Origin of the sequence: Pseudomonas sp. (assembly GCF_049301935.1) — a bacterium.
GTDB lineage: Bacteria > Pseudomonadota > Gammaproteobacteria > Pseudomonadales > Pseudomonadaceae > Aquipseudomonas.
In genome coordinates this window covers 1-12,025 of the sequence record NZ_JBAQLP010000107.1, presented here as the reverse complement: position 1 = coordinate 12,025, position 12,025 = coordinate 1, and the positions used below count along the sequence as shown (strand labels likewise).

Annotated in this window: 11 protein-coding genes; 3 read left to right on the top strand and 8 right to left on the bottom strand. The window is 59.9% G+C overall.

Annotated elements, in window-relative coordinates; all coding sequences use genetic code 11:
* The first annotated feature begins 683 nt into the window (after positions 1–683).
* The 3 genes from WA145_RS14565 to cobA all read left to right on the top strand — a co-directional run bounded on the left by WA145_RS14565 (position 684) and on the right by cobA (position 4,933).
* Positions 684–1,895, top strand: coding sequence for a nitrate/nitrite transporter (locus WA145_RS14565; RefSeq protein WP_422582271.1), 1,212 nt, complete (start codon positions 684–686; stop codon positions 1,893–1,895).
* A 241-nt stretch (positions 1,896–2,136) separates the two neighbouring features.
* Positions 2,137–3,804 (top strand): protein kinase domain-containing protein, encoded by a 1,668-nt coding sequence (locus WA145_RS14560; RefSeq protein WP_422582270.1) that lies wholly within the window; start codon positions 2,137–2,139, stop codon positions 3,802–3,804.
* Positions 3,805–4,195: 391 nt separating this feature from the next.
* Entirely contained in the window at positions 4,196–4,933 is a 738-nt protein-coding gene (gene cobA / locus WA145_RS14555; protein WP_422582269.1) for a uroporphyrinogen-III C-methyltransferase, read from the top strand.
* Positions 4,934–5,146: 213 nt separating this feature from the next.
* Here the strand turns inward: cobA and WA145_RS14550 are convergent, their stop codons facing one another.
* The 8 genes from WA145_RS14550 to ppsA all read right to left on the bottom strand — a co-directional run.
* Positions 5,147–6,112 carry an OmpA family protein gene (locus WA145_RS14550; protein WP_422582268.1) on the bottom strand — a complete coding sequence of 322 codons (966 nt, stop codon included), beginning with the start codon at positions 6,110–6,112 and terminating at the stop codon, positions 5,147–5,149.
* 99 nt (positions 6,113–6,211) lie between these two features.
* Positions 6,212–6,811: an RNA polymerase sigma factor SigX gene (gene sigX, locus WA145_RS14545; protein WP_422582267.1), complete on the bottom strand. Its 600-nt coding sequence runs from the start codon at positions 6,809–6,811 to the stop codon at positions 6,212–6,214.
* A gap of 88 nt (positions 6,812–6,899) precedes the next feature.
* Positions 6,900–7,715, bottom strand: coding sequence for a mechanosensitive ion channel family protein (locus WA145_RS14540; RefSeq protein WP_422582266.1), 816 nt, complete (start codon positions 7,713–7,715; stop codon positions 6,900–6,902).
* Between the two features lie 2 nt (positions 7,716–7,717).
* Entirely contained in the window at positions 7,718–7,963 is a 246-nt protein-coding gene (locus WA145_RS14535; RefSeq protein WP_090255899.1) for a CrfX protein, read from the bottom strand.
* A 54-nt stretch (positions 7,964–8,017) separates the two neighbouring features.
* Complete coding sequence (locus WA145_RS14530) at positions 8,018–8,971, bottom strand: zinc transporter ZntB (protein WP_422582272.1); 954 nt, start codon at positions 8,969–8,971, stop codon at positions 8,018–8,020.
* A gap of 55 nt (positions 8,972–9,026) precedes the next feature.
* Complete coding sequence (rraA, locus tag WA145_RS14525) at positions 9,027–9,515, bottom strand: ribonuclease E activity regulator RraA (RefSeq protein WP_397493206.1); 489 nt, start codon at positions 9,513–9,515, stop codon at positions 9,027–9,029.
* Positions 9,516–9,670: 155 nt separating this feature from the next.
* On the bottom strand, positions 9,671–10,678 hold the full coding sequence (locus WA145_RS14520) for an alpha/beta fold hydrolase (RefSeq protein WP_422582265.1): 1,008 nt from the start codon (positions 10,676–10,678) through the stop codon (positions 9,671–9,673).
* 203 nt (positions 10,679–10,881) lie between these two features.
* The coding region (gene ppsA / locus WA145_RS14515; protein ID WP_422582264.1) for a phosphoenolpyruvate synthase at positions 10,882–12,025 on the bottom strand (1,144 nt) is incomplete at its 5' end.

Below are 12,025 nucleotides of genomic sequence, written 5' to 3'. Positions count from 1 at the left end.
CGCCTTAGGCATAACAACAAAAGCAGGGGAATTGCTATGCCGACCACACGCAGCCATGTCCGCCATGCCGGACTCTTGAGCAACCTACTGGCCCTGGCCCTCCTGGCCCTCCCCTTACCGACCCAGGCTGCAAGCACAACCGCCGACGCCGCAGCCGGTGAGTCGCGCTGCAGCGCGCCAACGCCTATCAGCTGACATACGCGATCCAAGGCCAATCCTGGCCAGCCTTATACAGCCTGGTTTGCCAGAACCGGGAATAGCTTATGCGCCCCATTCAAGGGCAAGCCATCCGCTAACGCCTCCTTTTGCAGCACAGCCGCCGCCATCCAACCGCTGAAAGCCCAGCTGATACAGGGCTTTGCTAGGTTGGCGCAGCTCTTGCTATAGCTCTACTACAGGTAGCCAAAGGTGGCTGCTCAACAAACGACAAAGACGTCGCATAAACCACGCCCCAGGGCGCTCGGCTTATGCGGCGTTTTGCGTTTTACGCCCCAGTGTTTGGGGCCGGCACCTGCCCTGCGATCCAGGGCTTGCGCTAGTAACTCTCTCAACCCAGCTGCGGCCTCGGCCTCAGGGTGGCGTACCACAAGTACACCACCTCCCCGATGGGTTGCGGCCGCCGTGTCCACGACCATGGCGTACCGCACCCCACCGGGACCCTTTTTTGCTGAATGAGGTTTTCGATGAATACAAGTTTTTGGAAATCCGGCCACACCCCAACCTTGTTCGCCGCGTTCCTGTATTTCGACCTGAGCTTTATGGTCTGGTACGTGCTCGGCCCACTGGCTGTGCAGATCGCCACCGATCTCGACCTGACTGCCCAACAGCGCGGTCTGATGGTCGCCACGCCGATTCTCGCCGGCGCCGTGCTGCGCTTGTTGATGGGTTTTCTGGCCGACCGTCTTTCGCCCAAAACTGCCGGCCTGATGGGCCAGGTGATCGTCATCGTGGCATTGTTCTGCGCCTGGCAGATCGGCATCAGCAGCTATGAGCAGGCCTTATTGCTCGGCCTGTTCCTCGGTTTTGCCGGCGCCGCCTTCGCCGTCGCCCTGCCGCTGGCCTCACAGTGGTATCCGCCGCAGCATCAGGGCAAGGCCATGGGCATTGCCGGTGCGGGTAACTCCGGTACCGTCCTGGCCGCGCTGTTTGCCCCTGGTCTGGCGGCGCTGTTCGGTTGGCAGAACGTCTTCGGCTGGGCGCTGATCCCGCTGCTGGCAACCCTGCTGATCTTTGCCCTGGTGGCCAAGAACGCCCCCGAGCGGCCCAAGCCCAAAGCCCTGGCCGACTACCTGAAAGCCCTGGGTGACCGCGACAGCTGGTGGTTTATGTTTTTCTACAGCGTGACCTTCGGCGGCTTTATCGGCCTGGCCAGCGCCCTGCCCGGTTATTTCAACGACCAGTACGGCCTGAACCCAGTGACCGCCGGCTACTATACCGCCGCCTGCGTCTGCGCCGGCAGCCTGATGCGGCCATTGGGCGGTGCCTTGGCCGACCGGATCGGCGGTATCCGTTCGCTGCTGATGATGTACACCCTGGCCTCCTTGAGCATTGCCGCAGTGGGTTTCAACCTGGAAAGCTCGGCCGCCGCCCTGGCCCTCTTCGTCACCGCCATGCTCGGCCTTGGCGCGGGTAACGGCGCGGTGTTCCAACTGGTGCCACAGCGCTTCCGTAAGGAAATCGGCGTGATGACCGGGCTGATCGGCATGGCCGGCGGCATCGGCGGCTTTCTTCTGGCTGCGGGCCTGGGCACCATCAAGCAGCAAACCGGTGATTACCAGCTGGGCCTGTGGCTGTTCGCCAGCCTCGGCGTACTGGCCTGGTTCGGCCTGTATGGGGTCAAGATGCGCTGGCGCACCACCTGGGGCAGCGCCGCAGTGACCGCCGCCCGCGTGTAACTGCGCGAATCTAGGGTGGATGACGCCTTTTTCATCCACCCTTAAGCAACGGTGGATCGGTAAAGCGCGATCCACCCTACACCCAACCATTGGAGCACTGAGGCAAAGGCGGGGCTGGCTGGTAGCGCTTATTGCACTGGTCAGGAATGGCGGGAGAAGTCGGCAGCGGCTCTCCTTTGCTGCCTCACCAGCCTCGCCTTTGCCTCAGCGCTTCTTCAGCAACAGACCCAGGAATTTCAGCATGGCCTTGCAACTGACCTTCGGCGAAGCCAGTGCCACCGGCCCGCGCAGCGAAAATCAGGATGCCATTCGCGTGGTCACCCCAGTGCCAGCGCTGGCGGCCAGCAAGGGTTATCTATTCGCCCTCGCCGATGGCGTCAGTCAGTGCGCCGACGGCGGTCTGGCGGCACGCGCCACCCTGCAGGCCCTGGCCCTGGATTACTACTCCACCCCGGAAACCTGGGCAGTCACCCAATCGCTGGACCGCGTACTGGTCGCCCACAACCGCTGGTTGCAAGCCAATGGCGGCGGTCAGCCGCTGCTCACCACGTTGAGCGCACTGATCCTGCGTGGCCGGCGTTTTACCTTGGCGCATGTCGGCGATTGCCGCGCCTACCGCTGGCTGGACGGCACCCTTGAGCGCCTCAGCGAAGACCACGTGTGGGAACAGCCGGGCATGCAGCATGTGCTCAAACGCGCCATGGGCCTGGATCAGCACCTGGTAATGGATTACCTGGATGGCGAGCTGCGTCAGGGCGAATGCTTTGTACTGGTCAGCGACGGTATCTGGGCCACCCTGGGTGATGCGGGCATTCAGCGCATTCTGCACGATGAACAGAATCTGCCCGCCGCCAGCCGCGCGCTGGTCAATGCCGCGCATTTGGCCGGCAGCCAGGACAACGCCAGCGCCCTGCTGCTGCGCGTCGAGGCATTGCCGCAAAGCGATCTGGCCGACACCCTGGCGCAACTGCAGCACTGGCCGCTACCGGTAAAACTGCGTGAAGGGCAGAGCTTTGAAGGCTGGCAGATCGAACGGCTGCTGGCCGAATCGCGCCAATCGTTGGTCTATCGGGTACGTGATGCCCAGGCGCGGCGCTGGCTGCTGAAAACCCTGCCGCCCAATCGTAGCGATGAGCCACACGCCGGGCCCGCGTTGCTGCTCGAAGAATGGTTTCTGCGCCGCGTGGCCGGACGCTTCTTCGCCGAAGTGCACCCGCTGCCGCAGCGGCAGCACCTGTATTACGTGCAGCGCGACTACGCCGGGCAAACCCTGGCCGAACACCTGCGCCTGAGCGGCCCGCTCGGTCTACCGGAATGGCTGGATATTGCCCCACGGCTGATCAAGGCCTTGGGCATGCTGCACCGGCGCAATATCCTGCACCGTGATATCAAGCCGGAAAACCTCTTATGGGGCGATGACGGCGAGCTGCGCGTGCTGGATTTCGGCCTGGCCTACTGCCCCGGCCTGACCCGTGATGAAGCCTGCGAACTGCCCGGCACCCCCAGTTATATCGCCCCGGAAGCCTTTACCGGCGTCGCTCCCAGCCCGCAACAGGACCTCTACAGCGCCGGCGTTACCCTGTATTTCCTGCTCACGGGGCACTATCCCTACGGCGAGATTGAAGCCTTTCAGCATCCGCGCTTTGGCCAACCGACCCCAGCCAGCCGCTATCGTCCGGATTTGCCCAGCTGGGTCGACGACAGCCTCAACCGCGCTCTCAGTGCCGAACCCAAACAGCGCTATGAAACCGCCGAAGAGTGGCTGCTCAACCTGGAACAGGCGGAACGCAAATCCCTCAGCAGCCGACCGCGTCCGCTACTGGAGCGCGAACCGCTGCTGGTCTGGCGCAGCGTGGCGTTGTTTTCTCTGCTGCTGAACCTGGCCCTGCTGATCGGGCTGCTGCGCTAAAGCCAAAGACCGCGCACCAATACGGCGCAAGGCGCTTTTAAAAGGTGCGCAAAGGCCACGCGAATTGACTGTAAACACCTGATAAGCCCTGAAAATCGGCACTGCGCAAGTTGGCACAAGCTCTGCATTGCTGATTGCACGATTTAATAAAGCGCGGCCTCAACGAAGCAGGCTGCACTTCCCGCTAGAACGGGACTTGGACAAAGGCGTCCTCGCTAGGTAACTAGCGGGACGCCTTTTTTGTGGCCAGCTATCCATAGCAGCCACCCTACGGGCCGTCGCGGGGCGACGTTAAAAATGGCTCCCGACAATTTTTTGTTTTGCGTAAGTTTTATTCAGCAGATGGCTGGGCAATACGGCTACTGCGCAGCGAATGCCTGAGGAGATCAACATGAGCGCAAAAGTCTGGCTGGTAGGTGCAGGCCCCGGTGACCCGGAGCTGCTGACCCTCAAGGCGGTTAAAGCCCTGAACCAGGCCGAGATCGTGATGATCGATGACCTGGTCAACCCCGCCGTACTGGAGCATTGCCGCAACGCGCGGATCATGCCGGTCGGCAAACGCGGCGGCTGCCGCTCTACCCCGCAGGCATTTATTCATCGCCTGATGCTGCGTTATGCGCGTCAGGGTAAATGCGTGGTGCGCCTGAAAGGCGGCGACCCGTGCATCTTCGGCCGTGGCAGCGAAGAAGCCGACTGGCTGAGCGAGCACGGCATTGAGGTGGAGATGGTCAACGGCATCACTGCTGGCCTGGCCGGGGCGACCAATTGCGGCATTCCTCTGACCCTGCGCGGCGTCGCCCGCGGGGTGACCCTGGTTACCGCCCATACGCAAGATGACAGCAGCCTTAACTGGTCAGCCCTAGCCCAAAGCGGCACCACCCTGGTGGTGTATATGGGCGTGGCCAAGCTGCCAGAAATCCGCGAAAGCCTGCTGGCGGGCGGCATGCGCGCCGACATGCCCGTGGCCATGATCGAAAACGCGTCGCTGCCACAGCAACGCGAATGCCGCAGCAGCCTCGCCACCATGCAGCAAGCCGCCCACGACTTCCAATTGAAAAGCCCGGCCATTCTGGTGATTGGTGAGGTCGCCGGGCAACCTAACATGCAGCTCGCTGCTATCAGCGCCTAACCGCTTCGCGCTCCGCGAAGTTCCCCTTGCCCGCCACAAGCGGGCTTTTTTTCGTGGATTTTTCTTCACAACCACCATCTCTGGCGGCCATAAAGAATGACCGGGAATCATTTTTAACGTCGCGCAGCGACGGCCCGCAGCGTGGCCGCCAGAGATGGCGGGCCCATAAAGAAAAACCCGGCCGAAGCCGGGTTTTCTATACAGCCAGATCGATTACTGCTGGATCTGAGCTTCTACTTCAGCTTCTACGCGGCGGTTAACAGCGCGGCCAGCGTCGGTAGCGTTGTCAGCAACCGGACGAGCTTCGCCGTAACCAGCAGCGTTAACGCGAGCAGCGTCTACACCGTACTGGTTGACCAGCACGTCACGAACAGCGCTTGCACGACGCTCGGACAGGTTCTGGTTGTAGGCATCGCTACCTTTGGAGTCAGTGTGACCTTCAACCACGGTGGTGGTCTGTGGGTACTGCTTCATGAAGTCAGCCAGGTTCTTGATGTCGCCATAGCTTTCTTCTTTAACGCTGGCTTTGTCGAAGTCGAACTTAACGTCCAACTCAACGCGAACCAGTTCCATCGGCTCTTCAGCAGCAACTGGCTCAGGAGTCGGTTCAACAGCAGCAACTTCAACCGGAGCCGGCTTGCTGCCGCCACCGAAGTTCATGCCGATACCGACGCTTGGAGCCCACTCGGTGTCGCCCTGGTCGATGTTGTACTGAGCTTCAACACCAGCACGGGCGTAGAAGTTGTCAGTGAAGTAGTACTTGGCGCCGCCGCCAACGTTGGCGAAAGTGGAGCCGTTACGACCGTTGCGACCGGTCTGACCGATGCTCTGATCCGAGAAACCTGCCGAAACGTAAGGACGCAGTGCGTCGCCAGCGTTGTTGAAGTGGTACAGAGCATCCAGAGCGGTGTTCGAGCCCTTGATGTTGCGGCCGTCTTCGCCACGAGCGTTGTGCACTTCGTCGTAGGCCAGGCGCAGTTCAACGTCGTCAGTCAGGTAGTAGCCGATGCTGCCGCCGAACAGGTTGCCGTTGTTTTTGAAGTCACGGGCGCTGTCGAAGATTTCCTTCTTGGCAAAGCCCTCCACTTCGACAGCGCCTTGACCCTGAGCCAGAACGCTGAGGGAGGATGTGGCCAGCAGCGAGCCAATGACAACGCCTAAAGTGTTTTTCAATTTCATTACTAATGTTCCCTATCTTGGTGGTCAGTAAGTTGTCTGACAAACACAAGACAACTCAGCCGGCAATTCTACCAGAATTAACCGTTAGCTATGATGGCTTTATTCGAGATAAGTTTCAGTGCTGTCAGAAAATTTATCGCGCAGACGGTCGAGTGCGCGTTTATAGCGCATTTTCGTGGCGCTCAGGCCCATGTGCATGATGTCGGCAATCTCCTGAAACTCCAGCTCTGCGACAAAACGTAGCACCAGGATTTCCCGATCTATCGGATTGACATGCACCAGCCAACGATCAAGACCGCCTTTATCTTCAGGCTTTGGCGCCTTTTCTTCGGACGCCTCTTCAAGCGGATCCAGACTTAATGCGTCAAGAAGGCGCCGTTTACGCCGTTCCTTGCGATATTGGGTAATACATTCGTTATAGGTAATGCTGTACAGCCAAGTTTTGAACTTTGATTTTCCCTCAAAGTTCTTTAGGCCATATAAGACCTTGAGCATGACCTCCTGACACACATCATCAGCATCACGGTCGTTACCTAAATAACGCGCACAGACGTTGAATAACGTGCGCTGGTAACGACGCATCAGCTCTTCATAAGCACGGGTTATGTGGAATAACTCGTCATGGGCACGCGCCACCAACTCTTCATCCGAGAGTTCGCGGGGGTCGTAACGCACAGACGCAGAGTGGGCTTTATTCAAAACGAGTCGGGCCGACAGTCAGGACATAAGCCAGCGCAGCCTGCAAATCAGGCTGCGGATTGGCCGCATACAATAACAGGGATTGGCCTTAGCGGCTGTTTACCTGCTGCTCGAGCAAGGTACGGTTGGCCACTGAAACCAGCTCGCCGGCGTCCGTCAGCAAGGTGGTTTTGACCGTGCCGATTTCCTCGATCTGCCCTTCGACCGCACCAACCTGGACATGTTGCCCAACCTCATACAACTCGCGCACATAAATGCCGGCCAGAATCTGGCTGGCAATGTCTCGACTGCCCAGGCCAAGCGCCAGAGCGATCGCCAGACCGACCGAGATCAGCACGATGGCGATCACGTTGTTGAGCAGGTCGGTTTTCACTTCAAGCTGACCGATCGCCACCGAGATACTGATGATGATTACCAGGCCCTGAGCAACACGACCCAGCCCACTCGCATAGTCCAGCCCAACGCCTTCTGCAGCGCCGCGCACCAGACCGCTGACCAGTTGCGCCAACAGCACACCAGCGAGCAGCACCAGGGCAGCGCCAAAGACTTTCGGCAAGTACAAGGCCAGTACATCGAGGGTCGCGGAAACCCGCTCCAGCCCCAGGGACTCGGCGGCCGTAACCAGGAAGATCAACAGCACGAACCAGTAGACGATCTTGCCGATCAGGGTCGATACCGGCACCTGAATACCGGCGCGGCTCAGCAGCTTGGTCAGACCGGTACCGGCCATCAGGCGATCCAGGCCGATCTTGCCGAGCAATTTCGACAGCAGCGTGTCAAGGAACTTGGCCACCACAAAACCCAGCAGTACCACCACCATGGCGCCAAACAAGCGCGGGATAAAGGCCGCAATCGGGGTCCAAACGCTGGCCATCGCATCAACCAGAACTTGAGTAAATTCCATGCTCAGTCAGCCTTATTAACAGTTGAATCGGTGGTTTTACGACGCGAGACCGGCGCCACATGCGCCGAGCCGTTATTCAGCGCCAGCATCAGCGCACCTGCCCAGTGACCCATCAGGGCAAACAGATCACCGGCGCCGACCTGGCGGTTGGCGGTTTTCAGCACACGATGCAAGCAGGCGTCATCGTCGTGACTCGAGGTGGGCGATTTGAGCAAATCGCGCAGTGATTCTTCAAAGGGATCGTGCATGGCGCACCTCACAGGATGTGTCGGCTAGACGATTCGGTTGGCGGCCAAGTCACATCAGGCCAGGCGCAAGCGGCGCAGCAACCACCACTGGCCAAAGGCCACAACGACCATCAGTACGCACGCAACCGCAAAGCCATAAGGGCTATCGCTCCCCGGAATACCGCCGACATTGATACCCAACAACCCCGTGAGGAAGGTCAGCGGCAAGAACACCCCGGCGATAATGCCGAAACGGTACATAGTGCGGTTCATGCGCTGATCCATGCGCCGGTTTTCCGCTTCCAGCACCAGGCTGACCCGTTCACGACTGAGCTCCAGCTCTTCCAGGTAACGCGTCAGGCGGTTGTTCAGCTCATTCCAGTAATCCGTATCATCGACCACGAACCAGGGCAGCTGGTGACGCGTGAGTTGTGCATAGATATCCCGCTGCGGGGCGAGAAAGCGCCGCAGGCTGGCGGCGCGCCGGCGCAGATGGAGCAATTGAGCATGGTCGGGAACCAGGCGTTGTTCGGCATCGACCTTCTCTTCCTGCTCGTCCACTTGCTCGGAAAGCTCAGTGACCAGGCTCTCGACCTTATCGGTCAAATGATGCGACAAGCTAAGAATCACTTCCGAGGCGGACTTCGGGCCGTTACCGGCCGCCCACTCGGCAATCAGTTCCTCGGTGGCGCGCAGGGGCCGCAGACGCAGGGAAATCACCCGACGGGCAGAGGCAAAGATGCGCACCGACACCATGTCTTCTGGTTCCGCGCCGGGATTGAGGTTGACCCCGCGCAGAAACAACAGCAGTTCGTGGTCGGGTAACGGCAGCAGACGCGGGCGGGTGTTCTCCTCCAGCAACAGGCCGCAGACGAACGCGTTCAGGCCGCTTTCATCGCGCAACCAGCGTTGGCTCTGGGCATGACTGCGATCCCAGTGCAGCCAGAGGCTTTCCTGCTCGGCCAGTTGCAGCGCCTGCAACTGTTGACGGCTGATGGCGCGCGCACCGCCTAAGCCATCGAGCACCATGGCGTGCACCAGGCCCTGCTCGGCGTCCGGTATGACCGCGTTAGACAAATTCAACTTACTCCGGCATCTGCAAAGCGGATGGCGAGATGATCACACCATTGTTGTCGGCATAGATAAACTCGCCCGGGCGGAAGGTCACGCCGCCAAAAGTCACCGCAACATTAAGGTCACCGATACCACGCTTGTCGGTTTTCATCGGGTGGCTGGCCAGGGCCTGGATGCCCAGATCGGTCTGCGCCAGCACGTCGACATCACGCACACAGCCATACACCACAATCCCTTCCCAGCCATTCTTCGCGGCTTTTTCCGCCAGCATGTCGCCCAGCAGCGCGCGGCGCATGGAGGCGCCACCGTCAACCACCAACACTTTGCCTTTACCCGGTTGATCGACCTGCTCTTTGACCAGGGAGTTGTCCTCGAAGCACTTGACGGTAACGATCTCGCCACCGAAGGAATCGCGGCCGCCAAAGTTACTGAACATCGGCTCGACCACCTGAACCAGCTCCGGGTAGGCATCGCACAGATCGGGGGTGATGTAATGCATGGCAAGACTCCTTGGATGTTGTAGGCGACTGACAGGGTAACTTCACCCCGTTTTGCATCATTCAACCACTGACGGGGATGCACGGCTAGCAAACACCAGTCCGTCACTAATCGCGCGCACTGCGCAGTGCTCAGCGCGCGATACTAGCCGCAAGTTCACTCAGTAGAAACCGCTTTATTGCGCCCTGAATCGGCGCACTCAAGCTCGGCAGCAACCTGCGGACTCTTGCGTAACCATTGCTCGAGCAACGGCCAGACCTCAAGTTGCGCTTCTTTGCTGACCAGCATTTCAACGTGGCCAAAATCGCCAGTGAAACCATGTTTCTTGCCCAGGCAAAGAAACTCGCTCAAGGGCGAACCAAATTGCCTGAGCAGCTTTTCACAGGCCCAGGCCGGGTCTTGATGATCGCCCAGCGCGGCAACGGCCATAACCGGCACACGCACCTCGGCCAAACCCGCCCACCAATCGCGATCAGCATCACCAAAACGGCCAAACAGGCCATGCCAGCGCAGGCTCTCGACCGCCAGACCAATCGGCTCATCCTCAGGGCCGCGCTTGAGCCGTGAACCGGAAATCACCGAGAAACGCTTGAGCAGCAAGCGGCTGCCCCACTCCAATGGCGGCACCTTGAGCGGCCAGTAAACCCGACTGACCTGGCTGCCAAACAACACGCCAGAAGCAATTTTTGCCTCATCCAGATAACGCCCACCCAGTGCTCCGGCCAAGGTGATGCCGCCCAAGGAATGGCCCAGCCAGTGGGCCTTTTGTGGGTTCAGCTCATAAACAAAATCGGCAATTGCCGGCAGGTCATAGCGCACGTAGTCACTGACCGTGTTGCGTGAATAGTTGCGATTACGCGGCGACAGGCCATGGCCACGCATCTCGGCAATCCATACATCGAAACCGGCACGCGCCAGGTACGGCCCCAAACCAATGCACTTGGGCGAATACCAGAAACGTCGATTGGAAAAACTGCCGGGAAGCAGAATCACCGGCACGCCACGCGCCTGCTCATGCCCGGCACGGCCGAGACGCGTCAGGGCCAGCTCAACACTGCTATCCGGGCTGTTGCCGGGCTTGAGGCGATAGACATCCTCGCTCAAATCGCCTCGTAACTCCGCGCTGATCAAGGCCACGGGAAAAAGCTCACTGCTGCTTTGCATCTTTGCTCTGGCACGAAAAATTGTCGGGAGCAATTTTTAACGTCGCTCGCGACGGCCCGAAGGGTAACCACCAAGGATGGCAGATCACAAAAACGCCAGGAGCGTTTTTGCGCGCAAGCCCCGGAGGGGTGAAGCACATGGATGTGCTGAACATAAAAAAGGGCAGGATCAACCCGCCCTTGAATAGGGGTTTGAAACTGCTATCAGGCCGGTGCCTGACCTTCAGCCAGGAAGAACCAGGTATCGAGCACCGAATCTGGGTTCAGCGACACGCTTTCGATGCCCTGCTCCATCAGCCAGCGCGCCAGATCCGGGTGATCCGAAGGGCCCTGACCACAGATGCCGATGTACTTGCCGGCCTTGTTACAGGCCTGGATGGCGTTGCTCAGCAGCTTCTTCACTGCTGGATTACGCTCATCGAACAGGTGCGCGACGATGCCGGAGTCACGGTCCAGGCCCAGGGTCAGCTGGGTCAGGTCGTTGGAGCCGATGGAGAACCCGTCGAAGAATTCGAGGAACTCTTCAGCCAGAATCGCGTTGGACGGCAGTTCGCACATCATGATGACCTTCAGGCCGTCCTGGCCGCGGGCCAGACCGTTGGCGGCCAGCAGTTCGACCACCTGACTGGCTTCGCCGAGGGTGCGCACGAACGGCACCATGATCTCGACGTTGGTCAGGCCCATCTCGTTGCGTACTTTCTTCAGCGCGCGGCATTCCAGCTCGAAGCAGTCGCGGAACGATTCGCTGATGTAACGCGAAGCGCCACGGAAGCCCAGCATCGGGTTCTCTTCTTCCGGCTCGTAGAGTTTGCCGCCGATCAGGTTGGCGTATTCGTTGGACTTGAAGTCCGACAGGCGCACGATGACCTTCTTCGGCCAGAACGCCGCGGCCAGGGTGCTGATGCCCTCGACTAGCTTCTCGACGTAGAAATTGACCGGGTCGTCGTAGCCGGCGATGCGCTTCTCGACGCTGTCCTTGATTTCCGCCGGCAGGCCGGCAAAGTTCAGCAGCGCTTTGGGGTGCACGCCGATCATGCGGTTGATGATGAATTCCAGACGCGCCAGGCCCACACCTTCGTTGGGCAGTTGGGCAAAGTCGAAGGCGCGATCCGGATTGCCGACGTTCATCATGATCTTGAATGGCAGCTCGGGCATGGCATCGACCGAGTTCTTGCGAATATCGAAGCCCAGTTCACCTTCGAAGATAAAGCCGGTGTCGCCCTCGGCGCAGGAAACCGTCACACCCATGCCGTCTTTCAGCACCTGGGTGGCGTTGCCGCAGCCGACTACCGCCGGAATACCCAGCTCACGGGCGATGATCGCGGCGTGGCAGGTACGCCCGCCACGG

Bases quoted from the DNA above. Each gene is read 5' to 3' on its own strand.
- WA145_RS14530 (WP_422582272.1), bottom strand. From the start codon at position 8,971: ATGGTGCTCGATGGCTTAGGCGGTGCGCGCGCCATCAGCCGTCAACAG.
- WA145_RS14560 (WP_422582270.1), top strand. From the start codon at position 2,137: ATGGCCTTGCAACTGACCTTCGGCGAAGCCAGTGCCACCGGCCCGCGC.
- WA145_RS14540 (WP_422582266.1), bottom strand. From the start codon at position 7,715: ATGGAATTTACTCAAGTTCTGGTTGATGCGATGGCCAGCGTTTGGACC.
- WA145_RS14565 (WP_422582271.1), top strand. From the start codon at position 684: ATGAATACAAGTTTTTGGAAATCCGGCCACACCCCAACCTTGTTCGCC.
- rraA (WP_397493206.1), bottom strand. From the start codon at position 9,515: ATGCATTACATCACCCCCGATCTGTGCGATGCCTACCCGGAGCTGGTT.
- cobA (WP_422582269.1), top strand. From the start codon at position 4,196: ATGAGCGCAAAAGTCTGGCTGGTAGGTGCAGGCCCCGGTGACCCGGAG.
- WA145_RS14535 (WP_090255899.1), bottom strand. From the start codon at position 7,963: ATGCACGATCCCTTTGAAGAATCACTGCGCGATTTGCTCAAATCGCCC.
- WA145_RS14520 (WP_422582265.1), bottom strand. From the start codon at position 10,678: ATGCAAAGCAGCAGTGAGCTTTTTCCCGTGGCCTTGATCAGCGCGGAG.
- WA145_RS14550 (WP_422582268.1), bottom strand. From the start codon at position 6,112: ATGAAATTGAAAAACACTTTAGGCGTTGTCATTGGCTCGCTGCTGGCC.